Source organism: Thiohalocapsa halophila (assembly GCF_016583825.1).
Lineage (GTDB): Bacteria > Pseudomonadota > Gammaproteobacteria > Chromatiales > Chromatiaceae > Thiohalocapsa > Thiohalocapsa halophila.
Window position 1 is genome coordinate 1 of the sequence record NZ_NRRV01000039.1, and the last position, 25,715, is coordinate 25,715.

Here is a 25,715-nt window from a genome sequence, read left to right on the forward strand (position 1 = left end):
GGGCGGACGGGGGCGGCCGTTGCCGCAGCCGCAGCACCAGCCGCGGCAGAAAGGCCACCGCGGCGAGCAGCGCCAGCGCGATGAGGCCGTTACGGATCAGCCCCTCGCTGCCGGCCATCGCCTCGCGGCCGGCGAAGCCCAGATAGGTGTAGGCCAGCGCCCCCGGCAGCATGAACGCCAGTGTGGCAAAGCAATAGGGCAGAAACCCGATCCGGGTCAGGCCGAGCGCATAGTTGAGCACATTGAACGGGAACAGCGGCACCAGCCGGGTGAAGGCGACGAAGCGCCAGCCCTCGGCCTCGACCCCCTGCATCAGGCGCCCGAGCGGGCCCTTGACCCGCGCCTGCACCCAGTCATGGGCCAGATAACGGGCGATCAGGAAGGCCAGCGCGGCGCCCAGCGGCGCCCCGATCAGGTTGTACAGCGTGCCCCAGAGCGGGCCGAACAAGGCGCCGCCGGCGAGCGTGAGCACCGCACCGGGCAAGAACAGCACCGTGGCGACGGCATAGAGACCGATGAACGCGAGCGGCCCGGCGGCACCGGCGCCGCTCACCCAGGCCTCCAGTGCTGCCGCGTCGAGCCGGTCGCGGTAGAGCAGGGCGGCGGCCACCGCGCCGAGCAGCAGCAGGGCGCCAAGGATGCGAATCGGCCTGCGATGCATGGCGGTCTCCGGGAACAGGACGTGGTGCACGGACGCGGCCGGCGGCGGCCATGGCGCTGCTCCGGGGTGGTGGTCGCAGCAACATTCAACCCAATCGTTGATCATCCGGTTGCGATCTGTCAATCTCCGCGACCATCAACGCGGTTAACGATGCGAGGTTCTGCCCGGTGGACAGCTTCATCCAGACCCACGAGGCGACGATTCGCCTCGGCTTCTTCCTCGGCATCTTCGCCCTGATGGCGACTTGGGAGGTCGTTACGCCGCGCCGCGTGCGGCTGTTGACGCGCTTGCAGCGCTGGAGCAGCAACCTCGGTCTGGTGGTGCTGAACACGGTGCTGCTGCGGCTGCTGTTCCCGGCCGCCGCGGTGGGTATGGCGCTGTCGGTGAATGCCCAGGGCTGGGGGCTGTTGAACGCCTTGGCGTGGCCGTTCTGGGCCGAGGTCCTGCTCGCCGTGGTGGTGCTGGATTTTGCGATCTGGGTGCAGCACGTGCTCTTTCATGCCGTGCCGGCGCTGTGGCGGCTGCATCGCGTGCATCATGCCGATCTCGACTACGACCTCACCACCGGGGCGCGCTTCCATCCCCTCGAGATCATCCTGTCCATGCTGATCAAGTTTGCCGTCATCGCCGCGCTCAGACCGCCGGTGGTCGCGGTGATCCTGTTCGAGGTGATCCTCAATGCCATGGCCATGTTCAACCACGCCAACGTCAGCCTGCCGCCGGGGGTGGAACGCCCGCTGCGCTGGCTGGTCGTCACCCCGGACATGCACCGGGTGCACCATTCCATCGAGGACGACGAGACCAACTCCAACTTCGGCTTCAACCTGTCCTGGTGGGACCGGCTGCTCGGCACCTATCGCGCGCAGCCGCGCGCTGGCCAGCAGGGCGAGACCATTGGTAGCCGCCAGCCCGGCTGATCGGTGACCTGATCGATGAGGGCATTCACAGCGGGCTCCTATTGCCGATGACATCTGTCGGCTGATCAATGATCCCGGCGCCGAGTCGCCTAGTGAGCGTTCACGGACCAAAGACTCGCTGTCCTCGCGGTCCACTTCGGTGGTTTCTGGTGGACCAGGCCAACAGCGTTTCGGGATTCTAATCCCGCGCTACGGGCAGCCCGGCATGACGCCATTCGGGCAGGCCATCGGCCAGGCGCCGGGCCTCGAAGCCGGCCTTGCGCAGCGCTGCAACCGCCTCGACGGAGAGTACACACCAGGGCCCACGGCAGTAGGCGACGACCTGACGCTCCGGGGGTAGCTCCGCCAGTCGGGTCTCGAGCTGCTCGAGCGGGATGTTGAGGGCGCCTGGCAGATGCCCTTGACCGAATTCCTCGGGCGGGCGCACATCGAGCACCGTCACCAGCCCATCCTGAGCCTGCGCCAACAGCTCCGCCGCCGGCATCGGCTCGAGCGCATCGCGCTGCAGCAGATACTGCGCCACCAGCGCCGCGACCGCGTCGCTGCGATCCTGGGCGATCCCGCGCAGCGCGGCGAGGGCGTCTAGCGCCCGCTCATCGCCGAGCGAATAGCGCACATACTTGCCATCGCGTCGCGCATTGACCAGCCCCGCGGCCTTGAGCTGCTGCAGATGCTTGGAGGTGTTGGCCACCGACAGCCCGCTGAGCCGCACCAGCTCCTCGACGCTGCGCTCGCCTTGGGCCAGGTAGTCGAGCAGCTCCAAGCGTGCCGAATGTCCCAAGGCGCGGGCGATCACGGCGAGATGCTCGAACAGCTGTTGTTTGGGCGATGCAGACTGGGACTGGGTCACGACGAGAGGCTGGCGAAGACGAGGCACCACAGTATAACGCCACGCACGTCAGAGCCCGCTCGCCATCCGTCGGCACTCAGCCTCCGCCCCCTCAGCTCTCACGCTTCACTGATCAAATGGTCATGGCGAAGCCCCAACTCGGACCATGACGCATCTGTTCCATGGCAACCACTCATCATTCAACTTAATATTTGAATGATGTCGGTACTCATGGGATACTGACGCCTTCAACCTCAACTGCGGAGCCCACACCCATGACCACCCTGTTCATCCTCAACGACCCCGCTTACGGCACCGAGCGCAGCTTCAATGGGCTGCGCCTGGCCAAGGCCCTGCAGGGCAAGGGCGAGACCGTCGGCGTCTTCCTGATGGCGGATGCCGTCTCCTGCGCCAAGGCCGGACAGACGGTGCCGCAGGGCTACTACAATCTCGAGCTGATGGTGAAGGGCGTCGCCCGCAAAGGCGAGATGCTGCTCTGCGGCACCTGCATGGATGCGCGGGGTATCACCGATGACGAGCTGGTCGAGGGCGCGCGCCGGGGCACCATGGATGAGCTGACCGAGCGCACGCTCGCCGCCGACAAGGTGCTGGTGTTCTGAGTGATGGCCGTGTTGCCGAGACGCACGAGTCCGGCGGATCATCGATAGTAGCCCACAGGTGATCTACCTCGACCACAACGCCAGCACGCCACTCGCGCCGGAGGTGATCACGGCGATGCAAGCGGCGCTCAGCGACGGCTTCGGCAACCCGTCGAGCCCGCACTGGGCCGGCATGCCGGCGCGGGCGCTGGTGGAGGGCGCGCGTGCCGACGTCGCCGCCCTGCTCGGCTGCGCGCCAGACGAGATCGTCTTCACCAGCGGCGGCACCGAAGCCAACAATCTCGCGCTCAAGGGCGTCTTCTACGCCAACAGTCCATCCAATCGACCAGGGTCTGCGCATCTGATCAGCAGCGCCATCGAGCATCCAGCGGTCACCGTGCCACTGCGCGTCCTCGAGCGACTCGGCGCCCGTGTCACCTGGCTGCCAGTCGACAGCCGCGGCCAGGTCGACCCGGACGATTTGCGCCAGGCGCTGCGCCCGGAGACGCGGCTCGTCAGCATCATGCACGCGAACAACGAGGTCGGCAGCATCCAGCCGATCGCCGAGTGCGCGGCCATTGCCCGCGAGCACGGCGTCTTATTCCACAGCGATGCAGCGCAATCGGTCGGCAAGATCCCGACCCGCGTCGATGACCTGGGTCTCGACCTGTTCAGCATCGCCGGGCACAAGTTCCAGGCGCCCAAAGGCGTCGGCGCGCTCTATGTCCGCCAGGGCGTCACGCTGGAGCCACTGCTCCATGGCGCCGGCCACGAGGGCGGCCGGCGCGCGGGCACCGAGAGCGCGCTGCTCGCCGCCGGGCTCGGCACCGCCTGCCGGCTGGCCGCGGACCTGTCACCGATGACGCGGGTCGAGGCCCTGCGTGAGCGCCTGTGGCAGGGCCTGCAGGCGCGGCTCGGCGAGCCTGTGGTGCGCTTCGGCGATCCAACGCGCTGTCTGCCGAATACGCTGGGCTGTGCCTTTGTGGGTGAGCGCGGCGGCGAGCTGCTGGCCCGCCTGGATGGCATCGCCGCCTCGGCCGGCTCCGCCTGCCACGCCGGTGAGGTCGCCCCTTCGGCGGTGCTGCGTGCGATGGGCGTGCCGGATGCGCTGGCGCTCGGCGCCGTGCGCTTCAGCCTCGGTCGCGAAACCACCGCCGACGAGATCGACACCGTCGTCGAACGGGTGACCGATCTGCTGGCTGGCGTCTGATTCACCTCGTCCTGCCAACCTCGTCCTGCCAACGACAAGCCAACATTCGTCTAGGTCGACGATCTCCATGAGGAGCTCTCCAACTTCATCGATTTCTTCAACGACAAGCTGGCCAAGCCGTTTCGTTGAACCTATACGGGTAAGCCGCTCGCGGCTTGAATGAGTAACCGGTATCAGGATCTTCCCAAGGAAGCACTCGTGAGTAGGAGCAACGCGCCATGACCTGGAACCCAGCCCGCTATCATGCCTGGTACGAGAGCCCGCGCGGTGTCTGGATGGGCGCGCGCGAGCGCCGTCTGCTGCTCGATCTGCTGGCGCCGGCGCCGACCACCTCGGTCTTGGACGTCGGCTGCGGGACCGGTTATTTCAGCAGTGTGCTGGCCGATGCCGGGCTGCGGGTGACCGGGCTCGATCCCGATGCCGCGGCGCTGAACTTTGCGCTGCGCCGCGATCCGCGCATCACCGGCGTGCGCGGTGATGCCGAGGCACTGCCGTTCGCCGATACGGCCTTCAACGCCGCCGTCGCCATGACCAGTCTCTGCTTCTGCGGACGACCAGAGCAGGCCCTTTCCGAGCTCTGGCGGGTGTCGCGCGAGGCAGTGGTGCTGGGATTGCTGCATCGACGCAGTTTGCTGTATTGGCAAAAGGCCGGGCGCGGCAGCTACCAGGGCGCTCGTTGGGATCAGCTGAGTGAGGTGCGAGCCTGGGCGCAGAGTCTCGATCCGCGGCCCGTTCAGATCGAAGCGCGCTCAGCGCTGCTCCTTCCGAGCGCCGGGCCGCTGGCGCGTTGGGCTGAACGGTTGTCTGGCATTGGCCAGCACAGTGAGCGCCTGCCCCTCGGTGGCTTTCTCGCGGTCTGTCTGCGACGGCCTGCTGGTGAATGGCATTCCCTGGGTGCTGGTGCTGGTGCTGGTGCTGGTGCTGGCCAAGCTCGGACGCCTGGTCTGCGGGCGGGACCGCTGAGTGCTCCCATAGATACCGATCGAAGCGGCCCGTCCGACGGCTGGGGACGGGCCGACTCGCACTTCGAGTCGCTTACATGATCGGGATGGTCGCGTAGCCCTTGGACTGATAGCCGATCTGCGAGACGAAGGTATTGCCGACGACCTCGAGGCCTGGCAAGAGGGTCTCGTTGTCGATGCCGGCGAGGCGGGTCGTGATCGAGCAGACTTGTGCAAGTTCACGAACGCGGTTCAGTTGGCTTGAGCATGCGCCTGCTCGACCGGCCAGCCATGGGCTCGCCAGGCGGTCATGCCGCCTTGGATGACCTGCACCTGAGCGAAGCCACGGCCGGCGAGCAGCGCCGCGGCCTGGGCCGAGCGGCGATCGGTGCGGCAGATCAGCGCGATCGGTCGCTCGAGGTTCGATTCGAGCGCTTCAATCTGGTCGGGGAGGTGCTCCAGCGGGATGTTGACGGCCTCGGCGAGATGGCCTTGGTCGCCCACAAAATCCTCGGGCGTGCGGACATCGAGCACCAGAAGATCCTGGTCCCCGGTGTCGAGGCGGCGCTTAAGCTCCTCAACCGGTAGCATCGGTCGCTGCCGCAGCCGCGTGATCAACCGCGGCAAGAAGGCGACTGCAGCGAGCAGCGCCAGCGCGATCAGGCCGTTGCGGATCAGCCCCTCGCTGCCCGCCATGGCCTCGCGCCCGACGAAGCCCAGGTAGGTATAGGCCAATGCGCCGGGCAGCATGAAGATCAGCGACGCTAGCAGATAGGGCAGAACACGGATGCGCGTCAGTCCCAGGGCGTAGTTGAGCAGGTTGAACGGGAACAGCGGCACCAGCCGGGTGAAGGCGACGAAACGCCAGCCCTCGGCCTCGACGCCCTGGATCAGGCGCGCGATGAGACCCTTGGCGCGTGTCTGCACCCAGTCGCCCGCGAGATGTCGCGCGATCAGAAAGGCCAAGGTCGCGCCAAGGGTCGCCCCAAGCAGGTTGTAGAGCGTGCCCCAGAGCGGGCCAAACAGGGCGCCACCGGCGAGAGTCAGGACCGCGCCGGGCAGGAACAGCACCGTCGCCAGCGCATAGAGTCCGATGAAGATCAGCGGGGCCGCCGCACCAGCGCCGTTGACCCAGGTCTCCAGTGCCGCGATGTCGAGCTGATCACGGTAGAGCAGGGCGGTGGCCACCGCGCCGATCAGCAGCAGGGCGCTCAGGATGCGGAGAACCGAGCGATGCATGACGGCCTCCGGCGGTGGCTCAGTAAGTCAACGATCTGTGATGACAGGGGTCTGGCCCGTCCTTTCCTGTCGAATTCGGCCTGGTCTCACCAGGTGCGTCCAACCGCTCGAGCCATCGAGCGGAACGCTGCGGACAGGAAAATCGTGCCAGCTTCCACGACAATAATCAGCCAGAAAGTTGAATTTTGTGTGCCGGTCTTGATCAAGCAGCGACGGGCCTCTCGAGGGTCCACAGCGAGAGGATGACCTGAGCTGCCTCCAACAGCCCGAAGGGTCATCGCCAATATTCAACGTTGTAGTTGATCATTTGGCTGCAATCTGCCAGTATCCTGCTCAGTTTTTTCACCAGGATTCTTGAGGCAAGGCCGATGGACAGTTTCATCCAGACCCATGAGGCGATGATTCGCCTCGGCTTCTTCCTCGGCGTGTTCGCGCTGATGGCGACCTGGGAAGTGGTCGCGCCACGCCGCGAGCGGATGCTCACGCGTCTGCAACGCTGGAGCAGCAACCTCGGCTTGGTGGTGCTGAACACGGTGCTGCTGCGGCTGCTGTTTCCGGCTGCCGCGGTTGGTATGGCGCTGTATGTCAACAGTGTCGGCTGGGGGCTGCTCAACGCACTGGCCTGGCCGTTCTGGCTCGAGATCCTGCTCGCGCTGCTGGTGCTTGACCTCGCCATCTGGGTGCAGCACGTGCTCTTCCATGCGGTGCCGGCGCTGTGGCGGCTGCACCGAGTCCATCACGCCGATCTCGACTACGACCTGACCACCGGCGCGCGTTTCCATCCCATCGAGATCATCCTGTCGATGCTGATCAAGTTCGCCGTCATCGCCGCGCTCGGGCCGCCGGTGGTCGCGGTGATCCTGTTCGAGGTCATCCTCAACGCGATGGCCATGTTCAACCATGCCAATATCGCGCTGCCGGCCCAGGTCGATCGCGTCCTGCGCTGGCTCGTCGTCACGCCAGACATGCATCGGGTGCATCATTCGATCGAGGACGACGAGACCAACTCCAACTTTGGATTCAATCTCTCCTGGTGGGACCGGCTGCTTGGCACCTACCGCGCGCAGCCGCGCGCCGGCCAGCAGGGCATGACCATCGGTATCCGCCAGCATCGCGAGCCCCAGCGGGTTGATCGCCTCGATGGCATGTTGCTGCTGCCCTTCGTCGGCCAAGTGACCGACTATGCGATCAACCGCCGGCAATGGGCCGATGCGTCCGGGACGCCTGAGGCGACCGCAGCGAGTCAGAAGGGCACGGTCAGCGGGGCGAGCGGGCAGGCGAATGCTGGCGCCTAAGCATCATCAATTGCGGTGGTGCACTCATGCCTGAGAGAGCGTTCACCGGTTCCGCCGGGAGCCGGTGGAAGGCGCCTCACAGTCGTCGCTATCCCCGCAGCCGCAGCCGGCGCTCTGGATAATCGGGATGCTGATCGGTCCGTTGGCGGGCGTTTGCGGTGCGCCGCTGCGATCACTCGCCTGCCATTCCCACCAAGCTTCCCGGATGACACCCGTAGCGGAGAGCAGGAACAAGTCGGCGATGGCCGGACCCACCAGGACGTCCGGCCACAGGCTATTCGTCAATGCGACGAGACCGGCAGCGACCATCACGCTACTGTTAGCCACCAAGTCATTCCGCGAGCAGAGCCAGGTCGAGCGCATGTTCAGGTCGTCGGCGCGGTGCCGATACAGCAGCGCAAAGCAGATACCATTGGCCAGTAGCGCGAGCGCACCGACGCTGCCCATCCAGTCGGCCGCGGGCATCTCTTGCAGCAGCAGCTTGCGCACGGCATCGGCAATGACGAGCAGGCCGAACAGCAGCATGAGTCCGCCCTTGAACAGCGCCGCTCCGGCGCGGGCGCGGGCGCTACGGTGCAGGACGAACAAGGTCAGGGCATAGACGGAGGCATCGCCAAACATGTCCAGCGAGTCGCCAAGCAGTGCGGTCGAGCTGGCGATCCAGCCGGCGCTGAACTCGACGACGAACATCACGGCATTGATCGCTAGGACGAGATAGAGCACTTGGCTCTGCTTGGCGCGCAGTTTCGCGAGCTCGCCGGTCTTGTTTTCGCAGCAGCTGTCCACGATACGGTCCTCATGCATTCTGCCGTTGACGGGAGCATGAGGGTTATAGCCACTATAGAGTCAAAGGCCATGAACCAGGTCGCCTTCACCATCGCCCAACTGGCGCGCTCCACTGACACCAAGGCCGTGACCATCCGCTACTACGAGCAGATTGGCCTGCTGCCCGCCGTGCCACGCAACAGCTCCGGCTACCGGGTGTACTCCGAAGCGGAACGCGATCGCCTGCTGTTCATCCGCCGTGGCCGCGCCTTGGGCTTCAGTCTCGATGACGTGCGCGAGCTGCTGGAGCTGGCCGACCACCGTCAGGCCTCCTGTGCCGCCGTCGATGCCAAGGTCGAAGCACACTTGGAACAGGTCCGAGAGCGCCTTCGCGATCTGCAAGGGCTCGAGCAGGAGCTATAACGTCTGCTGTCTTGCTGCCAGGGCGGCGTGATCGAGGAGTGTCGGATCATCGATTCACTGAGCCGACAGATCGCGACTGGATGCTCTTCCGTGCCTCATCCACACGACGAGGTCCGCAGGGCCCGCCAAGGCCGCTGATGGGATGCCTTCATCGCGACCTCGCTTATCTGGCTGCGAGCGATCGATGGCAGCCGCCAGTCGACTCGGCTCCGCCGCTGGAGGCCAGCTTGACATTGGTCGAGGCCAGCAGAAGGGGTCCGGGTAGAGTCGATCTTTTAAGGGTCGTGACGGCGCTGTGCGTGCTCACGTGCCCGACCCCACCAGCCACGCCGCTTGCCTGGGCAGGCCGCCAGCCAAGACCCTTCCAACATCGTCATTGGAGTGCTGTCTTGCAGAATCCCCAACCCCTTGATGATCTGGACGTCCTCCGCGACATCGTCGCGCGTTCCCACTTCAGACCTCAAGCACTGCGCGGCCTGCTGTCATGACCGAGCTGGGTCTCGCGCGCGTGCTGCATGTGGTGCTGATCACCCTCACCGGCGTCGTGGTATTGGCGATGATGATCTTGTCCGCGTTGACCTTCTGCGCGGATAGCTCGATGAAATAGTCATTCAGCTGCGCCAGCACGCGGGCTTGGTAGTCGAGGTCACGCAGGGGCATGGCGAGATCCGCCGTCGGTTGCGTCGAGCAGACGTGCGACCTGCCTCAGCAGGGCTTCCACCTCAGAGACGATGGCAGGACGATCGAGCGCCTCTTCCTCGTCAGGATCGCCAGCTTCATAACGGGCCTGAACTGCGTAGGGGGTGAAGCGGTCGAGCTCTTGAAAGGCGTCAACATCGGCGCCGCTCTGCCGCAATAGCGAGAGCAGCCGGGGCAGGTCGTGTGTGACTGGATACTGGAGGCCGCGCAGCGCAAGCCAGGCCTTGAGTGCCTTCTCCACCGCCTGTTGTGCGTGGAAGCCGTAGATCGAATCCGCGACCTGCGGGAGGTCGACCGTGGCCACCAGCGTGTCATGGTCCCGGTTGGCCATTTTCAGCATCGATGCCGCGTGCTCAAGCATGGCCATACAGGAGCCTTCCCTCGCGGCAGGCGCGCCCAACGACATGGCTCGCGGTGCTCCGCCGGTCTGCGACCTCGTCACGACTGTAGACCAGCAAGTCCTTGGAGGCTGGCACATCGCCCAAAGCCCGATACAGCCGCGCTGCCTCCTTGATCCGGCTGCGGCCGGGACCAAAGGGCTCGCGCTCGATGACTAGCAAGTCGATATCAGAATCGGGACGCGCATCGCCGCGGGCGCGGGAGCCGAACAGGATGATAGCCTCCGGGGCGGCCTCATGCACGATGATGTCGACCATTCGGCGCAGCAGCTCGGGTTCGTGGCGTTCGGTGGTTTCCAAGTCACTCGCGTTCATTGGTGTGGCTCCTCGCCAAATACCTGCGTCGAGCAATGACCTTGCGCGATGCATCTCGTTGTCATCAAGGGTGATTCAGATGCTGCCCCGCTCCGGCAGCAACGCCTTGAGCGCATGCAGGTTGTCACCGTGGGTGATCAGATTGTCGTCGAGCCTCGGCGTGCCGATGGAGCGCTCTGGGCGCGGCAATAGCGGCCGATGCGGCACCGCGAGGTGATGGTTGTAGACGAATTCTTTGCCCTTGAAGATAGAGTTCCGGCATGGTGAGGCTCGGGTCAGCGGAGGTTTCGCGCGAGCTGGCGCCAGCGCAGGAAACAGGGTTGCGGCTTTCATCGGGTGGCGGGCGGCGAGCCCACAGCCCAAGTCGATTGTCCCACCAGGCTAGCCGTTTCGTACAGAACGGACGCTGGGCTGCTGGCGGTTGATCGATCTGGAGTCTCAAGGCAAGCCCGTGTCATCGACGAGTAGGTGCGGGCCAAAGCCGGCGCGCTGCCCGAGCGAAAGTGCGTCAGGACGCGCCGGCCTCCTCAGCCGCCTCGATGGCCCGTTGGTTGGCCTCGAAGCCGCCCTTGGCCTTCCAGCCGACCAGGCCGTCTTGCAGGATACGGACATTGTCCCAGCCCAGCAGGCGCAGGGCGAAGCCGGCCTGGGCTGATAGCGAGCCGGTGTTGCAGTAGATGATCACAGGCTGATCGCGTGGGATCTCGTCGCGCCGTGCCACGACCTCGCGCCATTCAATGTTGGTGGCTCCCGGGATGTGATCGGCCTCGAACTGTGCTGCATCGCGGGCATCGATGACCAGGATATTGGGCCAATCCTCGGCCGGGATCTGCTCCGGCAGAATCACGCTCGAGCCGTATTCGGTGAAGTCCAGGTACGCTTCCATGGCCTCGGCCAGGGCCGAGCGGTCATCGGCTTGGAGCGGGGCGGCCAGCAGGGAGAGGACCGCGCAGGCGGCGAGGAGAGGTTTTTTCATCATGGTGTTTGTGACTCCAGTGGTGAGGATGGCGGCGCTGCAGTGGCATCGAGGCATCAAGGTCGCGATCGCACCGAGGCAGGGCTTAAGGTCGTCTCCGCGCCCATTGTCGGGTCGAGCGGGCTGTGCGCGATAACCTTCAACCCAATCGTTGATCATGCGGTTGAGATCTGTCAACCTCGCTGGCGGCCAAGCAACCCGAGCTCGCCAGCGCCGTCAACACCGCCAATGATGCAGGCTGCAAGCGGATGGAGAGTGATATCCCGCGTCACGAGACGATGAGCCCGCTCAGTGACGGTCGCTGGGTCAGTGAGCGCGAGGTGCGCGGGTGATCTCCCTCGACCATAACGCCAGCGCGCCACTCGCGCCGGAGGTCATCACGGCGATGCAGGTGGCTTTGCGTGAAGGCTTCGGCAACGACTAGACAACAAGCATCAACGAGGAACCGATATGTCCACGACATCCGAGCAAACGCTCGCCACCCGCTGCGTCCACGCCGGCGAGGCCGCCGATGCCCACGGCAGCCCGCACACGCCGATCTATAGCACCAGCACCTTCGCCTTCGCGTCCACCGCAGCGATCCTCGACGTCGTCGAGGGCCGCGCCGCCGGCAGCCTCTACACCCGCTATGGCCTGAACCCGACGATCCAGGCGCTGGAGGCCAAGCTCGCCGCCATCGAGGGTGCCGAGGCGGCGCTCGCCTTTGCCTCCGGCATGGCCGCCGAGGCGGCGCTGTTCCTGGCCCATGGCCGCGATGGCATCGTCTGCATCGGCGACGCCTACGGCGGCACGCTGGAGCTGCTCGCAGACCAATTGCCGCTGCTCGGCATCCGCACCCGCCTGCTGCTCGGCAGCGAGCTGGAGCGGCTCGACGGGCTGCTGGCGGACGGCTTCGGGCTCGTGTTTCTGGAGACGCCGACCAACCCGGCGCTGGAGGTTTTCGACATCGCGGCCATTGCCGCGCAGGCTCATGCGCACGGCGCCCTGCTGGCGGTGGACAACACCTTCGCCTCGCCGGTGAACCAGCAGCCGCTCGCCCTCGGCGCCGACCTCGTGGTGCACAGCGCCACCAAGTATCTGGGCGGCCACAGCGATCTCACCGCCGGCGCGTTGATGGGCCCGGCGCAGCGGATCGCACCCGTGGCGGCCTGGCGCAAGAACTTGGGATCGGTGCCGGCGCCCGAGACCGCCGCGCTGCTCGCGCGCAGCCTGCGCACCCTGCCGGTGCGGGTCCGAGCGCAGAACGCCTCCGCACTGGCCATCGCCGAGGCCATGGCGACCGATCCGCGGGTTGCGCGGGTACTGCATCCAGGACTCCCATCCTGTCCCGGGCATGCGCTCGCGGCGCGGCAGATGACCGGCTCCGGCGCCATGCTGACGCTGGAGGTCGCCGCAGGCAAAGCCGCGCCCGCGGCGGCCGCTGCCGCGGTGGTGGATCGGCTCAGGCTCTTCACGCTGGCCCCGAGCCTGGGCGGCGTCGAAAGCCTGGTCACCCAGCCCTGCACCACGACCCACCACGGCCTGACACCCGAGGAGCGGCAGCGGCGCGGCATCAGCGATGCGATGATTCGCCTGTCCATCGGCCTCGAAGACCCGGCCGAGCTCGTTGCCGACCTGGAGCAGGCACTTGGCGGCGCCGGCGGCTGAGCGATACGGCCGGCGCACGCAGGCCCCCAGACCCCATTGCAGGAGTCGGAGACGATGACGAGTCAAGACATTGCGGACGGCCGCAGTCCCTTCCTCTTGCTGCGCAAGCGCATTGCCACCCTCGGCCTGATCCTCACGGCGAGCCTCGCTCCGGCGAGCGTGGCCCTGGCTGAGTCGCCGCGCGATCAGCGCACGCTGGTGGACCTGCCGGCGCCGATGCGCGCGCACATGCTCGCCAACATGCGCGACCACCTCGCCGCCATCAAGAAAGATCCGGCGCCCCACGGCGGTCTGGGCAGTTGGGCGGTATATCGCCGCTCGCAACATCTGCCTAATCCGGAGACACCGCTATGTCCGAAGCTCGCATCAACGCCGCCGTCGTCGGCATCCTCGCTGCGGGGACCCTGCTCGGCGCCGGCCAGGCCGTCGCCGTGCCGGAGACACCCACCGCCTGGGAGAAGTGCGCCGGCATCGCCAAGGCCGGCATGAACGACTGCGGCGCGCTGGACAAGTCCCACAGCTGCGCCGGGCAGGCCCCGACCGACAGCGACCCGAACGAGTGGGTCTATGTGCCGGAGGGGACCTGCACCAAGATCGTCGGCGGCAAGGTCGCCGCCACCAAGCCTGCGGAGTAGCGTGCCGTGGCGCCGGCGGATCGCTTCCGACACGGCGTCGCCGCCGGTCCGGCGCGACAACTGCCCGCCGGCGCCGGCATCGGGCTGCGCCACTGCCACATCGACGCCGTGCTGTTGGAGCGTCCGTCCATACCCTGGCTCGAGCTGCTCGCGGACAATCACCTCGCCGACGGCGGGGCCACGCTGGTGCAGGTGGACGCGCTGGCCCGGCACTATCCGCTGACGCTGCACTGCGTGGGCATGAATCTGGCCGGCACGGATCCGCTGGACCCAGACTATCTCCGGCGCGTGGACGACCTGCGGCGCCGCAGCGCTGCGGCCTGGGTCTCCGATCATCTCTGCTTCACCGCCATCGACGGCCGGCATTATCACGAGCTGCTGCCCTTTCCCTACACCGAGTCCACGCTGTGCCACGTGGCCGCCCGAGTACAGAGGGTTCAGGAGCGCCTCGGCATGCCGCTGGCGGTGGAGAATGTCTCCAGCTATCTGCGCTTTCGTGAATCGGCGCTGACAGAGGCGGAGTTTCTCGCCGAGCTCAGCGCCCGCACCGACTGTGGCCTGCTGTTGGACGTGAACAACCTCTACGTGAACCAGGCAAACCATGGCGATGACCTGGACGCAGCCCTGGCCGCGCTGCCGCCTTGGCGTGTGCAGGAGCTGCACCTCGCCGGCTTTGCGCAGCGCGACGGCTGGCTGCTGGACGCCCACGCCGCCCCCGTCGCGGCACCGGTCTGGGCCCTGTACGAGCGCGTGCAGCGCTGGCTCGCCGCCGCCGGCGTCGGCGCGGTGCCGACGCTCATCGAATGGGACAACGACATTCCGGAGCTGGGGACATTGCGCGCCGAAGCGGCCCGCGCCGATGCCATCGCCGCTCGGGCGTCAGCGGTGACGGCGGCGGTGCTGTGAGGGGCATGGTGTCCAGGCACGATGTCCCCGAGCCCGTCCCGGCAGCGTCGACCACGCCTCCGGCGCGCCTGCGGGCGCTGCAGCGGTTGCTGGCGGCTGAAATCGACGACAGCCTGCCGGCACATGCCTCCGCGGCACTGGCGATGGTGGTATCCGGGGGGCGCTTGGGGAGCCCGGCGGCCGGCGCCGCCGTCTACCGCGACAGCTCGCGCCGCGCACGGGCACGCGCGCTGGAGCTGGTCTACCCGGTGTGCCGCCAGGTGCTCGGCGCCGGCGCATTCGGGGGGCTCGCGGCGGCGTGCGTTGCCGCATGCCCGTCGCGGTCGCCGGACCTGACGGAGCTCGCTGCGGCGTTTCCGCCCTACCTGGCGCGATGGCGGCTGGACCCGGCTTCCTCGGAGCCGTTGGGGTCGGACTTGCCGTATCTGCCGGATCTGGCACGCCTGGAGCTGGCCTTCCACGCCGCGCTGTTCGCCGCAGACGACCTGCCCTGGGACGCGGACGGTTTTGCCGCGGCGGTGGAGCGTGGCGCGGCCGGGCAGTTGCGCCTGCGGCTCGGGCGGTCGGTGACCCTGCTGGCATCCCAGTTCCCCGTATACGAGATCTGGCGCCGCCACCGGGAGGCACGGGACACGACGCAGGTGCCCGCCGGGCATGGCGATCGGCTGGTGGTGTGCCGCCAGGCGCTCAGGCCGCGGGTGCAGCGGGTGACCCGGGATGCCTTCGCATTGCTTCGCACCATCGCCGACGGACAGTCGATCGCGGCCCTCACCGAGCGCGGCTATGCCGTGGAGCAGCTGGGCGGGCTCATCACCGACGGGCTCATCGTCGGCTTCGAGGTCGCAGACCGATAGCTCATTCAGGCTGCCGGAGCAAACGCCTGCCTAGCGCAAGGCGATGCGCCAGCCCTTCACGGTCAAGGCGCCTCGTAAACGGCCGTTCCGGGATAGAAGGCGTACCAGGCAAACCAATAGGAGACGGTAGCCGGCAGCTCGACGCCATTCGCGGCGTAAGCGCGTGCGCTCTCGGTAGTGGGGTCAAAGTGGATCAGGATTTCTTTGCCGGCAACACCGTCCACAAGCATCTCGACGCCTGCCGCGCGTAGCTCCGGGAATGGATAGGCCTTGGCTCGCCCGTTGAGCCAAACCCCGAGCACCTTGTCCTTGTTGCGGTAACGATCGGAAGTGCGCGTCACCGAGAACAGCAGCCCCTGGCTCTTGTCATAGTCTTCATAGGGGTCGCTATCGTAGGCACGCTGGAAACCGGTGTCATCCGACAGCACCAGGCTGTTGGGCCGTTTCCGCAGCCACTCCTGCCAGCGCATTTGGGTCACTGGGATTCGGCGTAATCGCGTACCCGCCATCGGGCCGGCGATGGCGCGCCAATAGAGTTGACTCCACAAGGATTCTGTCTCGCGATCATAGAGCAAGAGATTGCTGTTGTAGAGGAGGCCTGAAACGCCGAAGGTCAGCGGCACGCCATCCGCTTCGGCAATGAATGCGACCGCGGTGCGGCAGAGCGGGCAGTAGCTGATCACGACCGGGACGCCGCCGATGAAATCATTGACGATCTCGTGCCAAGCCAAGATCTTTGTCGGGTAAGCCTTGGACTCGCCGAACACTGTGAGCCCAAGCACATGGTCGTCCGGCGAGATGTGCTGAGCCGCCTTGGCCTCCACGAATTGCGGTGTATCCAGTGCTGGGATACCGTCAGGCGGTTGTCCAGCAAACTCGATTGCGCCCTTGTCGACGAGGCTCTGACTCAGGTCGAAGCCATTCAGTGCTGCGGCCGGCAGCGCAACGGCGAGCATGATCCAACCGAGGGTGCGCTGGAGGTATTTGGGCATGAGATTTACCGGAGGTTGTGTTGGTCGCAATGGTGCCCAGCTGAGCAAACGTATTCTTGGCCAGTATGGCCAAAATCGGCATGGCGTTCGCAAACGGGGGTTCCGAGCGCCTGCATTGCCCCCTCACTCCAAAGCGGCCAGGGCCGCCACGATGGCCGCGGGCTCCATGCGCCGGCGGTAATCGACATCGGCGAACGCGGCTTGGATGACGCCGTTGGTGTCGATGACGAAGGTGGCAGGGACCGGCAGCACATGGCGCCCGGGCCCGTTGTACGCGGCCAGGTCCAGGTCGAGGCGATCTTGGTACACCTCATTCAGGTCGGCGGGTACCTCGAAGTACAGGTCGTAGGCCTGCATCACGCGGTCGTCCAGATCGCTCAGGATCTCGAACGGATACCCGTCTTCCTCCACCTGTTTGCGGGACTGGTCCGGCAGCTGCGGGGTCACGGCGATCAACTGTGCGCCGTGCGCCTCGATCTGCGGCAAGGCCTGTTGCAGCGCGTGCAGCTGAAGATTGCAGTAGGGGCACCAGGCGCCGCGATAGAAGGTCAGTACCACCGGGCCTTGGGCCAGCGCCTCGGCGAGCCGCACGGATTCGCCGAACGCGTTCGCAAGCCTGAAGTCCGGCGCTCGCGCCCCCACCGCCAGCCCGGGCTCGGGCATCGCGTCGGCCAGATCGGCGGCGGCGCGTTCCATGACCGCCCGGTCTGCGGCGTCGAGCTTCGGTGGGGGCGACGCGCGCTCGGCTTGATAGGCCTCGAGCGCCTGCTGATAGCTCGGCAGCACGCCGCCGGAATCGGTCTCCGCTTGGGCGGACGGCGCGAGGATCAGTAGGGTCAGAAGTAGCGGGAGCTTGCGCATGTTCAGGACCTCGGTGGTGGCGAAGGCGCCCGGCGCGTCAGCCGGGCAGGTGCTTTGGTGTGGCCTGGGCCATCGCCCAGCGGCGGGCGAAGGCGCTGCTTCAGACCGAGACCGGCCTGAGAGCGCATTGATTTCGGGTGGCTGCGGCGCTCGGCCCGCTGCACCTGCCAGCATTTTGTTTGCCTGGACGGGCCAGGTTGAAATCAAAGGCGTAAGCGGCATGTCAGCGAGCACACGCCAGGCGCTGTGAGGGCGTCTTTCTCGCTGGCGACAACCGCACGTCCATCCGGAGCCTCCACGCGGCTGGGGGTGCGGTCGCTCACACGGAGCCGACTATCATGACGGAGCATCGTCAGGGACTCGAACAGGAGCGCGCACGGCGAGCGGCAGCCGAGCGCTCGCTGCAGGAGAGCGAGCAGCGCCTGCGCCGCATCTTCGACCACTCGAACGACGCCATCCTGGTCATCGACCCGGCGGCGGATCGCATCCTCGAGGCCAATGCGCGCGCCGCCGAGATGCTCGGCTACGACGCGGAGGAGCTGATCTCGCGGGTGACCATCTCCGCCGTGCATCCGCAGGAAATGCCGCGGCTGCGGGCCTTCGCCGGCGACGTCATTACCCGCGGCAGCGGCTGGACCAACGAGCTGAGCTGCACCTGCAAGGACGGCAGCCGGCTGCCGTCGGAGATCTCCGCGTCGGTGCTGTCCTTCGAGGGCCGGGACTGCATCATCGCCGTGGTGCGGGATGTCACCGAGCGCAAGGCGGCCGAAGAGGCGCTGCGCCGCAGCGAAGAGCGCTTCCGTGCTTTCGTTGAGAACGCCGGTGACGGCTTTTTCGCCGTCGATGCCGGTGGGCATATTCGAGACGTCAACCAGCGTGCCTGCGACATGTTGGGCTACGGGCACGATGACCTGATCGGCCGCTCGGTGCTGGATATCGACGCCGGGCTGACGGCGGCGGACTTCACGGCACTCATCGACGAGCTGGAAGTCGGTCGCCCGCAGCTGCTTGAGAGCCGGCATCGGCGCCAGGACGGCGGCGTCTTTCCGAGCGAAGTGAGCATCTGCGCCTACGGCAATCCGGATGCGCCGAGCTACATCGCGCTGCTGCGGGACATCAGCCGCCGGAAGGAGGCGGAGGCGGCCATCGAGCGCCTGGCCGAGATGGGTGAGTTCGCAGCCATGATCATCCATCAGGTGCGCAATCCATTGGCGACCATCGACCTCTGCCTGGAGCACCTCGCGCAGCGCAGCCTGGATGAGCGCACCGGCCGCCGCCTGGCGCTTGCCCGCGGCGAGTCGACGCGCCTGGCGGGGCTGCTGGATGAGGTGCTGAGCTATGCCGGACGGCTCGATTTGGCGCTGAGCCCCTGCGACATCGACGCCCTGATTCGGGAGCTGGTGCCGACGCTCGCCGCCCGGTCTCCTGTAGCCGATCGCGATCTGCGCGTGGACCTGGGTCTGCCCGGTGTCCAGGTGCAGGCCGACGCGGACAAGCTTGTGCAGGTCTTGACCAATCTGGTGGTCAACGCCGCCGAGGCGGTGGCCCCCGGCGAGCCCGTGACGCTTCGCACCAGCGGCAGCGCCACTGCGCCCTGCATCGAGGTGCAAAACGGCGGCGAGCCCATTCCCCCCGATGTCCTGGCGCGCATCGGCAATCCCTTCTTCTCCACCAAGGGCCGCGGCAACGGCCTTGGGGTCGCCTATGTTCGCCGCGTGGCCGCGGCGCATCACTGGGAGCTCACGCTGACCTCCACCGCCGAGGAGGGTACGGTTGCGCGGCTGCGGCTTTAGCCAAGACGACGCTTGCCGCCGTGACAGATCACTCGGGCCCCGGCCGGGTGTCGTATCCACTCCACGCGCCGTTCAGTCGTGTGCCGCCGGTCACGGGCCCTGCACTAGCGCCGCGACGTGATCGGACAGCGGTGGCTTATCCCAAGCCGCGTCGCCGATGACGCGAAAGGCGATTCGGCCGCGCTTGTCGACGACGGCGGTGGTCGGTAGCGCGCTGACATCCCAGGTGGCGAGGGTCTCGCGCTCCGGGTCCGGCAGCAGCGGAAAGCGCAGGCCTTGCGTGGACCCGAACTCCGCCACCGACTCGGGTGCATCGCCGACTGCGACGCCCCAAACCGCCAAGCCTTTGTCGCCGAATCTGCTATGCAGCCTCTGCAAGGCGGGCATCTCCTCACGACAGGGTCGGCACCAGATGGACCAGAAATTGACGATGAGCACACGGCCGGACACAGCGCTGCGGTCGTAGAGCGTGCCGTCGGCGGCGCGCAGCAGCAGAGCCGGGGCGCTCGGGCGCGGGTCGAGCCACTGCAAGCCGCGGCGGCCTGCGCTTGTCAGCCCGGGGACCAGCGTTGGCGCAGCGGCCAATGCCAGCAGCATTTGTCGTCGACGGCGATCGATATGGGGTCGGAGGTCGGATGCAGGTGTCGGCATGCTGGGCAATCCTTTTGAGTCATTCGCGGGGCGAGGACCGCGGAGCAGCAAGACGCTGCGCCGCGGATGGGGCTCAGCACCTCACTGGGTCGGGGCCTCGCCGCTGAAGACGAACCAGCCGTCCTCGTAGATGCGCTGGAAGGCCGCCTGCTGTGCCTTTTGGGTCCAGACCGTCTCGTAGGCGCCGTTCTCTTTCACCTGGAGCTCGTCGACGACCATGGTGTTGTAGCGGTCGTTGACCTCGCCAGTGGCCCGGGCTTCCTCCAGCACATGGCGCACCTTGGCGCTGCGCGGGACGTTGGAGAGGAAGTAATACTCGCCGTCGGCCTGCTGTAGCACGAAATCGGGCTCGAAGGCGACGTGCGGGTCGAGCTCGTCCGCAGGGCAGGTGTGGCCGCCGTGCGCGCAGCCGTGGCCGTTGATCTTGCCGGTGATGGTCTCCGCCATGGCCGTGGTCGCGGCAAGACCGCCGGTCGTCAGGGCCAGCAGCGCCAGCATGGCGCGGATACGAGTTTGCGTTGAATGGTGCATGCTCTTTGCTCCGAGGTAGACATTAGGATGAAATGACGGCGCATGGCGGTGCGGTGCTGCGAGTGCGGGTCCGGTGTCGCCGCGATGTCCGTCACCACCAGAGACCGCATTGCGGTGGCTCGTCTTTCAGACCGTTCATCGGGTCTGACCAGGGTCGCGAGCGGAAGAGAACCAGCCGTCCTGGTAGATCGCCTCGAATGCCCGTTGCTGGGCCCGCGGCGTCCAAACAGTTGCGAAGCCCTGATCCGTCGGTACCATGAGTGCATCCACCTCGATGGAGCGGTAGGTCTCGTTCACCGAGCCGCGCACCTGGACCTGCTTCAGCACATGGCGGACTTTGGTGTCGCGCGGCACGTTGGACAGGAACCAGTACTCGCCGTCTGGCTGCTGCAGCACAAAGTCCAGCTCGAAGGACAAATGCGCATCCAGGTTGCTCGTTGGACATAAATGTCCGCTTTGGGCACAGCTCTGGCCGTTCAGCTTCCCTGTCAGCGTCTCGGCACCAAGCCCGGTGCTGAGCATCGCGGCAGCGAATAGAAACAGCGTCGGCAGAAAGGCAGTGGGTCGTGGGTCGTCGCTTGCGGGCTGCATGATCTTGACCTCCCGTAATCAGCGGGAGCGGATGACCTTGGTGCCGGCAAACCCCTGCGGCGGGCTCCCCGGCGCTTGCGTCAGGTGTCATCGCGCTCGTCGACGGTGCGCGTGAAGCGCAGGTGGGCGATGTCCGGCGGGAAGAACATGGCCCAGTTCCATTCCAGGTAGACCCGGGCCTTGCGCGCGAACGTGGGGATATAGAGCAGATAGAAGCCGCGCCACAGCAGCCAGGGGATGAACCCGGACAGATTGATGCCCCAGACGCGGGCCACCGCGCGGTTGTGGCCGATGGCCGACATCAGTCCCTTGGGGCGGTAGCCGAACGGTCGGGTCGGCTCGCCGCGCTCGCGGCGGGCGATGTTGGCCGCGAGCTGCGGACCCTGGCGCAGCGCGAACTGGGCCGTGGGCGGGCAGGGCGCGCCGTCGCCGTAGCTGTTCGGCACCGCGGCACAGTCGCCGATGGCCCAGACGCCGGGCAGACCAGGCACAGACATGTCGGCATCCACGCGCAGGCGCCCACGCTGTTTCTCGGCGGGTAGCGCCTCGATGAGCGGGCTCGGCGCCGTGCCGATGGTGCTGACCACGGTGCCGGCCTCGATGCGGCTGCCGTTGTTCAGCGTCACGCCGCGGCCATCGATGGCGTCGCTGCGGCTGTTGAGCCGCACTTCGACGCCGCCATGGCGGGCGAGCTTACGCTCCGTGAATCGGCCCAGGCGCTCGGGGAGCTCCGGCAGCAGGTGCGGCCCGCCGTGCACGATGACCACGCGCGGCGGCTCCAGCTGCGAGTGGCTGTACCAGCGTCCGCTCTCGGTCAGGAAGTCGCTGATCTCGCCGGCCACCTCGACCCCGGAAAAGCCGCCGCCGACGACCACAAAGGTCTTCAGCCAGCGACGCAGCGTGGGGTTGTCGGTCAGCTCGGCGTCTTCCAGGCGGGAGATGACGCGATTGCGCAGAAACAGCGCGTCGCCCACCGTCTTCAACGGCAGCGCGTGCTCGGCCATGCCGGGAATCATGCGCAGATTGGCGCTGCTGCCGCAGGCGAGCACGAGATGATCGTAGCCGAGGCTGCCGCTCTCGCAACCGCCGTCGTAATGCACCCGGCGCGCGGACGTATCGACGGCGGTGACACGGACTTGATGCACGCGAGCCCGATGCACCATCTGGCGCAGCGGTGCGACCACGTGCCCCGGCAGCACCGAGGCGCCCACCACCTCCGGCAGCAGGGGGTTGTAGGTGAGATGGTTTTCGGCGGACACGAGGTGGATGTCGGCCGTGCGCAGGCGCCGCTCCAGCGCCTGCGCCGCGGTGGCGCCGGCAAAGCCGCCGCCGATGATGACGATACGCGGTCCGCCGCTGCCATCCGCGTGAGCGGGATTTTGAGCGGGATTTGGATCATCGGGCATGGGGGGCTCCGGCGGGAGGCGACAGCGGCCCCGGTGGTATGAAAGACAACGCCCGGCTTTGCGATTGCCAGGCGGGAAACCTGTCGGCCGGCGCGCTCGGCTCGACCGAGCAGGCGCCGGCCGGGTCGCGGCTCAGTAGCTCAGGTCCGGGCTGCCGCCGAAGGGGCCATAGATGTGGCGAGGGTCTTGGTCATAGCGGTCTCTCCCCTAGGTCGGTTCTGTAGGTGCATCGGCACCGGATCGAGGCGAAGGCGGCGAGCCCTGGGTCATCAGCCCCGGCCATCGCCTGCACTTACCTGTAGAGACCGACCGGTGTTGTGGGTTATTTCAGCACCAGGCGGTTGTCCACGATGGCTGTTGAGCCTGCTGTGGATAAGCTGTTGAGATCGCCTCCAAGTCTCGGGTCCTGTTGCTGTTGCCCTGGGGTTGGTCACCGATTGACCAGCGCCTGGCGGGCGCGCCACCGCCGTGTGCTTCCCTGCCACGCGGCTCAGGCTCGCCCGTGGGAGCGGCATCCTGGCCGCGACCCGCATCGCAGCATGGGCCGTCCCGCCACCCGGCAAAGCCCGCGCGAGGGGGATGATCAGGGCGTGAAGCAGGCGAGATCCTCGGCCACACTCACCGGCCCGGCATAGACGCGCCGGATCCGCGCCAGGCTCTCATCCAAGGCGCGCTCGGAACGGCGCATCAAGTGGCTCAGCACCAAGTGGCCGATGTCGGCCTCCTTGGCGATGGCAGCGATCTCGGACGGCAGCGCATGCAAGCGCGTCGCGACCGGCCCCGCATCCTCGGGCACGGCGTGATCCATGATCAGCAGATCGGCACCGCGGGCGAAGTCGACAAACCAGGGGTCGTCACCGTTCATGTCGCCGCTGAAGACGATGCGCTGCTCGCCGATGTCCACCCGATAGGCCAGCGCCGGCACCGGGCCGTGGGTGACGCCGATGGCGCTGACCCGATAGGCGTCGGTCTCGTGCACGGGGATCGGCTCGCGGCCGGCGGCGTCCAGGGTGCGGGGCTCCAGCGCTACCAGGCCGTCGCTGCCGTCGAGGTAGCCGGCGAGATAGCGGAAGGCGCCGTTCTCCGGGGCGAGCAGGCCCTGTAGATAGCCGTCCAGGTCGGGGTAGGCGCCGCCGGCCGTGGGGCCGGCGATGGGCAGCGCCCGCGTGCGGCGGCTGAAGTAGCCGCTCTTGAGCAACGCCGGCAGGTCCGTGGCGTGGTCGGCGTGCATATGGGTCAACGCGATCAGATCCAGATCCGCGAAGCGCGCGCCGCTGGCGCCGAAGCGCGCGAAGCTGCCCCCGCCCAGGTCGACGAGCACGCGCGCCTTGCCGTCCAGCCAGACCAGATAGCCGGCGCTCGCGCGGCCCTGCTGTGCCTCCGGGCCGCCCGAGCCGAGCACCTGCAAGGCAATGGGGGCGTCGCAGGGGCCGGCGGCGGCGCCGGCGGCAGCCAGCAGCATCAACAGGGCGGCCAGGCGCTGGACCAGGGTTGTCATCATAGGGCTCCTCGGCAGGGTGGCGACTTGTCGGGAAAGGTTCTGACGGCGACGCGGCGTCGAGACAAGGCTGCGGTGCTTGCGCTGCGGCCAATAGCCGCGGCCCTCGTGCTTGTTGCGCTGCGACCTGAAAGAATTCCGGCCGGCGGGCGGTCGAGTCGATATGTTGCCCGTTTCCGCCTCTTATCCCCTGCGCGATCTGCGCTCCCTGTCGCGGACCTGCGTCCGCATCAGTGCCGGCGCCGTGACCGTTGCGATGACCTTTCACGACACCTGGGACGACGGCCTGGGCGCCCGCGGCTGGAAGCTCGACGCCAACATCGACGACCCGGAGATCATCGCCGCCACCAGCACGCCGGGTGACCCCATCCCCACCTCGGTGCCGGTGCACGACATCCTGGATCATCTCTTGTGCGGCTTCGCCCCCAGCGGCCACCGTGCCGAGGCCATGGCGCTCGCGCAGCTTGCGCAGCGCACCGACACCGACCCGACGCCCGACTACCGACAGATGGTGCACGAAGACCTACTGGCGGGGCGCGTCATCGGCGAGTCAGCCTATGGCTTCGTCGGCGCACGCTTGCGCGCCCATCTGCCGCCGCAAGCGGCCACTTGGGACGGTGCGGCACTGATGGCGGCGCTGCGCGCGCAGCTGGGCGAAGCGCTCTTGGCCGAGCTGCTGGTGGAGCGTCTGCGTGCGTTGGGCCGCGCCGGCCGCGCGCATGCAGTGCTTGCCTGGCGCCTCACCGGCCTTCCTTACCAAGGGCGTGAGCGGATCGGCTGGCACTTGCAGCGGCTGTTGGAAGACATGGACGCCTGGGTGCAGGCGCAGGAATACCCGGCTCTGCACGGCGAGATCCAGATCCGCACCGACAGCTGTGAGCTCGTAAGCCGGAATGGCTATCGCTTGCGCGCTTGAAGCTGGTTGCCTGTCCGGAGTCATCGTGCTGTTCGCAAAACGGTACTGGATGGGGCGGCCGGTGGATGTGGCCGTGCCTGCCGCCGCCGCAGCTCGCTTGTAACGGCACTCAACCTTCGCTGCCGGTCCTGAGCAGCCGTCCCCACCAGCGCGGATTCGGCGCCGGCGCCAGCGCGGTATGCAGGTCCATCGGCGCTGTCAGGCTCATGATCCAGCCCGGCAGCGGCGGTTGGTCGCTGAAGCCGCAGGCAACGCCGAGCCGTTTGGGGTGGTAGATTTTCACGAAGGTCGGCGCCTGCAGGTCGTCCGCGTACACGATACCGCAATAGTCCTCGCGGTGCTCCCGGCGCAGCAGATGATCCAGGTTGGTAATGAAGGTTTTGACTGCCGCGGCATCGGCCGGTGCTTGTGGTGGCGCTGGGGCGTCCAGGTCATAAAGATACCAGCCGGCGTCGGCATCGCTGCCGAGGCGCCGCCACAGCTCGTCGAGCTGGTGCCAGCGCAGTGTCGATGTGAAGCTGCCACGGAAGCGGTCCAGAAATGAATCGAGGGCGTCTGGCACAGCAATAGCTCCTGTTGAAGGGAATTCATTCAATTTCGGCAGGCGCAAAAAATCAGCGATGCCGCACGACGGAGCGGCTGCCGGGCACGATGTAGGCGGTTCCACGGCTGTCATAGCAGCGTGTGCCGACGACCCGGCGTGTGCGGCCGTCGATGACCGCTCGCTTGCTCACCTGGCTGCAGCGGCTCGCCGAGCGCTGTGGGCGACTGCGGTAGCTGCGGTGGCTGCGGTAGCGGCTGCGATGACTGCTGTGTCGGTCGTAGCCGGAATGGTGGCTCCGGCCGTAGCCATAGGACGTTGCGTCCGCCGGCGCTGCGGGCAGCAGCCAAGCGGCGCCGGTCAGGGCACCGAGCAACAGAGCAACGACGGAGCTGGGCGGCTTGGACATGGGGCATCTCTCGGGGCTGACGTGGTTGCGTGTGACCACCAAGACCCGGCGCGGGCCCGCCATTTTTCAGCGGCCGTGGGCTTCAGCGGCAGGGGGTTTCATGATGACGTTGGCGGGCGGCGGCGGAAGAGCCGCGGGATTGCGCGTCGGGTCTGAAAGAACGCGCAGCACGGGCCGGTCTTGGCCCCTGAGCTTGGACCCATTGCCGAGGAGACCC

At 67.1% G+C, this 25,715-nt stretch carries 30 protein-coding genes; 12 read left to right on the plus strand and 18 right to left on the minus strand.

Annotated features, from left to right (window positions below; genetic code table 11):
- On the minus strand, window positions 1-661 hold a 661-nt coding region (locus tag CKO31_RS15475), incomplete at its 3' end, for a TVP38/TMEM64 family protein (protein ID WP_200239261.1).
- A 167-nt stretch (window positions 662-828) separates the two neighbouring features.
- Here CKO31_RS15475 and CKO31_RS15480 point away from each other — a divergent pair.
- A complete protein-coding gene (locus tag CKO31_RS15480) occupies window positions 829-1,578 on the plus strand; it encodes a sterol desaturase family protein (protein ID WP_322789156.1) in 750 nt (249 codons plus the stop codon).
- A gap of 178 nt (window positions 1,579-1,756) precedes the next feature.
- Here CKO31_RS15480 and CKO31_RS15485 read toward each other — a convergent pair whose 3' ends face one another.
- The gene (locus tag CKO31_RS15485; RefSeq protein ID WP_200239263.1) at window positions 1,757-2,428 is read right to left on the minus strand and encodes an ArsR/SmtB family transcription factor; all 672 of its coding nucleotides are present in this window, start codon (window positions 2,426-2,428) and stop codon (window positions 1,757-1,759) included.
- A 254-nt stretch (window positions 2,429-2,682) separates the two neighbouring features.
- Here CKO31_RS15485 and CKO31_RS15490 point away from each other — a divergent pair, with 254 nt between their 5' ends.
- The 3 genes from CKO31_RS15490 to CKO31_RS15500 all read left to right on the plus strand — a co-directional run bounded on the left by CKO31_RS15490 (window position 2,683) and on the right by CKO31_RS15500 (window position 5,259).
- Complete coding sequence (locus CKO31_RS15490) at window positions 2,683-3,027, plus strand: DsrE/DsrF/TusD sulfur relay family protein (RefSeq protein ID WP_200239265.1); 345 nt, start codon at window positions 2,683-2,685, stop codon at window positions 3,025-3,027.
- Between the two features lie 58 nt (window positions 3,028-3,085).
- Window positions 3,086-4,216 carry a cysteine desulfurase family protein gene (locus CKO31_RS15495; RefSeq protein ID WP_322789157.1) on the plus strand — a complete coding sequence of 377 codons (1,131 nt, stop codon included), beginning with the start codon at window positions 3,086-3,088 and terminating at the stop codon, window positions 4,214-4,216.
- Window positions 4,217-4,491: 275 nt separating this feature from the next.
- A complete protein-coding gene (locus CKO31_RS15500; protein WP_200239267.1) occupies window positions 4,492-5,259 on the plus strand; it encodes a class I SAM-dependent methyltransferase in 768 nt (255 codons plus the stop codon).
- Between the two features lie 150 nt (window positions 5,260-5,409).
- Here CKO31_RS15500 and CKO31_RS15505 read toward each other — a convergent pair whose 3' ends face one another.
- Window positions 5,410-6,396, minus strand: a complete 987-nt coding sequence (locus tag CKO31_RS15505; protein WP_200239269.1) for a VTT domain-containing protein — start codon at window positions 6,394-6,396, stop codon at window positions 5,410-5,412.
- Window positions 6,397-6,764: 368 nt separating this feature from the next.
- Here CKO31_RS15505 and CKO31_RS15510 point away from each other — a divergent pair, with 368 nt between their 5' ends.
- On the plus strand, window positions 6,765-7,691 hold the full coding sequence (locus CKO31_RS15510; protein WP_200239271.1) for a sterol desaturase family protein: 927 nt from the start codon (window positions 6,765-6,767) through the stop codon (window positions 7,689-7,691).
- Window positions 7,692-7,733: 42 nt separating this feature from the next.
- On the opposite strand, the gene CKO31_RS15515 is transcribed toward CKO31_RS15510, so the two are convergent.
- Window positions 7,734-8,477 (minus strand): cation efflux transmembrane domain-containing protein, encoded by a 744-nt coding sequence (locus tag CKO31_RS15515; RefSeq protein WP_200239273.1) that lies wholly within the window; start codon window positions 8,475-8,477, stop codon window positions 7,734-7,736.
- Window positions 8,478-8,546: 69 nt separating this feature from the next.
- On the opposite strand from CKO31_RS15515, the gene CKO31_RS15520 reads away from it, so the two are divergent.
- On the plus strand, window positions 8,547-8,879 hold the full coding sequence (locus tag CKO31_RS15520; RefSeq protein WP_242475406.1) for a MerR family DNA-binding protein: 333 nt from the start codon (window positions 8,547-8,549) through the stop codon (window positions 8,877-8,879).
- A 453-nt stretch (window positions 8,880-9,332) separates the two neighbouring features.
- Here CKO31_RS15520 and CKO31_RS15525 read toward each other — a convergent pair whose 3' ends face one another.
- From CKO31_RS15525 to CKO31_RS15545, 5 genes are all read right to left on the minus strand, one after another.
- Window positions 9,333-9,539 carry a hypothetical protein gene (locus CKO31_RS15525; RefSeq protein ID WP_200239275.1) on the minus strand — a complete coding sequence of 69 codons (207 nt, stop codon included), beginning with the start codon at window positions 9,537-9,539 and terminating at the stop codon, window positions 9,333-9,335.
- Complete coding sequence (locus tag CKO31_RS15530; protein ID WP_200239277.1) at window positions 9,526-9,945, minus strand: HEPN domain-containing protein; 420 nt, start codon at window positions 9,943-9,945, stop codon at window positions 9,526-9,528. The genes CKO31_RS15525 and CKO31_RS15530 overlap by 14 nt, the downstream gene beginning before the upstream one ends.
- A complete protein-coding gene (locus CKO31_RS15535; protein WP_242475407.1) occupies window positions 9,932-10,291 on the minus strand; it encodes a nucleotidyltransferase domain-containing protein in 360 nt (119 codons plus the stop codon). The genes CKO31_RS15530 and CKO31_RS15535 overlap by 14 nt, the downstream gene beginning before the upstream one ends.
- A 75-nt stretch (window positions 10,292-10,366) precedes the next feature.
- Entirely contained in the window at window positions 10,367-10,624 is a 258-nt protein-coding gene (locus CKO31_RS15540) for a hypothetical protein (RefSeq protein WP_200239279.1), read from the minus strand.
- A 175-nt stretch (window positions 10,625-10,799) separates the two neighbouring features.
- The gene (locus tag CKO31_RS15545; RefSeq protein WP_200239281.1) at window positions 10,800-11,426 is read right to left on the minus strand and encodes a rhodanese-like domain-containing protein; all 627 of its coding nucleotides are present in this window, start codon (window positions 11,424-11,426) and stop codon (window positions 10,800-10,802) included.
- A gap of 291 nt (window positions 11,427-11,717) precedes the next feature.
- Here CKO31_RS15545 and CKO31_RS15550 point away from each other — a divergent pair, with 291 nt between their 5' ends.
- From CKO31_RS15550 to CKO31_RS15565, 4 genes are all read left to right on the plus strand, one after another.
- The gene (locus CKO31_RS15550) at window positions 11,718-12,914 is read left to right on the plus strand and encodes a trans-sulfuration enzyme family protein (RefSeq protein ID WP_200239283.1); all 1,197 of its coding nucleotides are present in this window, start codon (window positions 11,718-11,720) and stop codon (window positions 12,912-12,914) included.
- 350 nt (window positions 12,915-13,264) lie between these two features.
- Window positions 13,265-13,549 (plus strand): BufA1 family periplasmic bufferin-type metallophore, encoded by a 285-nt coding sequence (locus CKO31_RS15555; protein ID WP_200239285.1) that lies wholly within the window; start codon window positions 13,265-13,267, stop codon window positions 13,547-13,549.
- A 6-nt stretch (window positions 13,550-13,555) separates the two neighbouring features.
- Window positions 13,556-14,455 (plus strand): MNIO family bufferin maturase, encoded by a 900-nt coding sequence (bufB, locus tag CKO31_RS15560; RefSeq protein ID WP_200239287.1) that lies wholly within the window; start codon window positions 13,556-13,558, stop codon window positions 14,453-14,455.
- A gap of 5 nt (window positions 14,456-14,460) precedes the next feature.
- Complete coding sequence (locus tag CKO31_RS15565) at window positions 14,461-15,309, plus strand: HvfC/BufC family peptide modification chaperone (RefSeq protein ID WP_200239289.1); 849 nt, start codon at window positions 14,461-14,463, stop codon at window positions 15,307-15,309.
- A gap of 62 nt (window positions 15,310-15,371) precedes the next feature.
- Here the strand turns inward: CKO31_RS15565 and CKO31_RS15570 are convergent, their stop codons facing one another.
- Both CKO31_RS15570 and CKO31_RS15575 read right to left on the minus strand, forming a co-directional pair.
- Entirely contained in the window at window positions 15,372-16,301 is a 930-nt protein-coding gene (locus CKO31_RS15570; protein WP_200239291.1) for a DUF3179 domain-containing protein, read from the minus strand.
- 123 nt (window positions 16,302-16,424) lie between these two features.
- Window positions 16,425-17,162, minus strand: coding sequence for a peroxiredoxin-like family protein (locus CKO31_RS15575; protein ID WP_200239293.1), 738 nt, complete (start codon window positions 17,160-17,162; stop codon window positions 16,425-16,427).
- Window positions 17,163-17,500: 338 nt separating this feature from the next.
- Here CKO31_RS15575 and CKO31_RS15580 point away from each other — a divergent pair, with 338 nt between their 5' ends.
- The gene (locus CKO31_RS15580; RefSeq protein ID WP_200239295.1) at window positions 17,501-18,955 is read left to right on the plus strand and encodes a PAS domain S-box protein; all 1,455 of its coding nucleotides are present in this window, start codon (window positions 17,501-17,503) and stop codon (window positions 18,953-18,955) included.
- A 90-nt stretch (window positions 18,956-19,045) separates the two neighbouring features.
- On the opposite strand, the gene CKO31_RS15585 is transcribed toward CKO31_RS15580, so the two are convergent.
- The 5 genes from CKO31_RS15585 to CKO31_RS15605 form a co-directional block, all read right to left on the minus strand.
- Window positions 19,046-19,486, minus strand: a complete 441-nt coding sequence (locus CKO31_RS15585) for a TlpA disulfide reductase family protein (RefSeq protein WP_200239298.1) — start codon at window positions 19,484-19,486, stop codon at window positions 19,046-19,048.
- Between the two features lie 201 nt (window positions 19,487-19,687).
- On the minus strand, window positions 19,688-20,137 hold the full coding sequence (locus CKO31_RS15590; RefSeq protein WP_200239300.1) for a hypothetical protein: 450 nt from the start codon (window positions 20,135-20,137) through the stop codon (window positions 19,688-19,690).
- Window positions 20,138-20,272: 135 nt separating this feature from the next.
- Complete coding sequence (locus CKO31_RS15595; protein ID WP_200239302.1) at window positions 20,273-20,728, minus strand: hypothetical protein; 456 nt, start codon at window positions 20,726-20,728, stop codon at window positions 20,273-20,275.
- A gap of 80 nt (window positions 20,729-20,808) precedes the next feature.
- Window positions 20,809-22,134, minus strand: coding sequence for an NAD(P)/FAD-dependent oxidoreductase (locus CKO31_RS15600; RefSeq protein WP_200239304.1), 1,326 nt, complete (start codon window positions 22,132-22,134; stop codon window positions 20,809-20,811).
- Window positions 22,135-22,717: 583 nt separating this feature from the next.
- Window positions 22,718-23,635, minus strand: coding sequence for an MBL fold metallo-hydrolase (locus CKO31_RS15605; RefSeq protein ID WP_200239306.1), 918 nt, complete (start codon window positions 23,633-23,635; stop codon window positions 22,718-22,720).
- A gap of 160 nt (window positions 23,636-23,795) precedes the next feature.
- On the opposite strand from CKO31_RS15605, the gene CKO31_RS15610 reads away from it, so the two are divergent.
- Window positions 23,796-24,548 carry a hypothetical protein gene (locus CKO31_RS15610; protein ID WP_200239308.1) on the plus strand — a complete coding sequence of 251 codons (753 nt, stop codon included), beginning with the start codon at window positions 23,796-23,798 and terminating at the stop codon, window positions 24,546-24,548.
- Between the two features lie 109 nt (window positions 24,549-24,657).
- Here the strand turns inward: CKO31_RS15610 and CKO31_RS15615 are convergent, their stop codons facing one another.
- Both CKO31_RS15615 and CKO31_RS15620 read right to left on the minus strand, forming a co-directional pair.
- Complete coding sequence (locus CKO31_RS15615) at window positions 24,658-25,110, minus strand: hypothetical protein (RefSeq protein WP_438874013.1); 453 nt, start codon at window positions 25,108-25,110, stop codon at window positions 24,658-24,660.
- A 52-nt stretch (window positions 25,111-25,162) separates the two neighbouring features.
- Window positions 25,163-25,498 (minus strand): hypothetical protein, encoded by a 336-nt coding sequence (locus tag CKO31_RS15620; RefSeq protein ID WP_200239310.1) that lies wholly within the window; start codon window positions 25,496-25,498, stop codon window positions 25,163-25,165.
- Window positions 25,499-25,715: the final 217 nt, after the last annotated feature.

Bases quoted from the DNA above. Each gene is read 5' to 3' on its own strand.
- CKO31_RS15490 (WP_200239265.1), top strand. From the start codon at position 2,683: ATGACCACCCTGTTCATCCTCAACGACCCCGCTTACGGCACCGAGCGC.
- CKO31_RS15500 (WP_200239267.1), top strand. From the start codon at position 4,492: ATGGGCGCGCGCGAGCGCCGTCTGCTGCTCGATCTGCTGGCGCCGGCG.
- CKO31_RS15505 (WP_200239269.1), bottom strand. From the start codon at position 6,396: ATGCATCGCTCGGTTCTCCGCATCCTGAGCGCCCTGCTGCTGATCGGC.
- CKO31_RS15510 (WP_200239271.1), top strand. From the start codon at position 6,765: ATGGACAGTTTCATCCAGACCCATGAGGCGATGATTCGCCTCGGCTTC.
- CKO31_RS15520 (WP_242475406.1), top strand. From the start codon at position 8,547: ATGAACCAGGTCGCCTTCACCATCGCCCAACTGGCGCGCTCCACTGAC.
- CKO31_RS15525 (WP_200239275.1), bottom strand. From the start codon at position 9,539: ATGCCCCTGCGTGACCTCGACTACCAAGCCCGCGTGCTGGCGCAGCTG.
- CKO31_RS15530 (WP_200239277.1), bottom strand. From the start codon at position 9,945: ATGGCCATGCTTGAGCACGCGGCATCGATGCTGAAAATGGCCAACCGG.
- CKO31_RS15535 (WP_242475407.1), bottom strand. From the start codon at position 10,291: ATGAACGCGAGTGACTTGGAAACCACCGAACGCCACGAACCCGAGCTG.
- CKO31_RS15540 (WP_200239279.1), bottom strand. From the start codon at position 10,624: ATGAAAGCCGCAACCCTGTTTCCTGCGCTGGCGCCAGCTCGCGCGAAA.
- CKO31_RS15545 (WP_200239281.1), bottom strand. From the start codon at position 11,426: ATGATCAACGATTGGGTTGAAGGTTATCGCGCACAGCCCGCTCGACCC.
- CKO31_RS15550 (WP_200239283.1), top strand. From the start codon at position 11,718: ATGTCCACGACATCCGAGCAAACGCTCGCCACCCGCTGCGTCCACGCC.
- CKO31_RS15555 (WP_200239285.1), top strand. From the start codon at position 13,265: ATGTCCGAAGCTCGCATCAACGCCGCCGTCGTCGGCATCCTCGCTGCG.
- CKO31_RS15565 (WP_200239289.1), top strand. From the start codon at position 14,461: ATGGTGTCCAGGCACGATGTCCCCGAGCCCGTCCCGGCAGCGTCGACC.
- CKO31_RS15570 (WP_200239291.1), bottom strand. From the start codon at position 16,301: ATGCCCAAATACCTCCAGCGCACCCTCGGTTGGATCATGCTCGCCGTT.
- CKO31_RS15575 (WP_200239293.1), bottom strand. From the start codon at position 17,162: ATGCGCAAGCTCCCGCTACTTCTGACCCTACTGATCCTCGCGCCGTCC.
- CKO31_RS15580 (WP_200239295.1), top strand. From the start codon at position 17,501: ATGACGGAGCATCGTCAGGGACTCGAACAGGAGCGCGCACGGCGAGCG.
- CKO31_RS15590 (WP_200239300.1), bottom strand. From the start codon at position 20,137: ATGCACCATTCAACGCAAACTCGTATCCGCGCCATGCTGGCGCTGCTG.
- CKO31_RS15595 (WP_200239302.1), bottom strand. From the start codon at position 20,728: ATGCAGCCCGCAAGCGACGACCCACGACCCACTGCCTTTCTGCCGACG.
- CKO31_RS15600 (WP_200239304.1), bottom strand. From the start codon at position 22,134: ATGCCCGATGATCCAAATCCCGCTCAAAATCCCGCTCACGCGGATGGC.
- CKO31_RS15605 (WP_200239306.1), bottom strand. From the start codon at position 23,635: ATGATGACAACCCTGGTCCAGCGCCTGGCCGCCCTGTTGATGCTGCTG.
- CKO31_RS15610 (WP_200239308.1), top strand. From the start codon at position 23,796: ATGTTGCCCGTTTCCGCCTCTTATCCCCTGCGCGATCTGCGCTCCCTG.
- CKO31_RS15620 (WP_200239310.1), bottom strand. From the start codon at position 25,498: ATGTCCAAGCCGCCCAGCTCCGTCGTTGCTCTGTTGCTCGGTGCCCTG.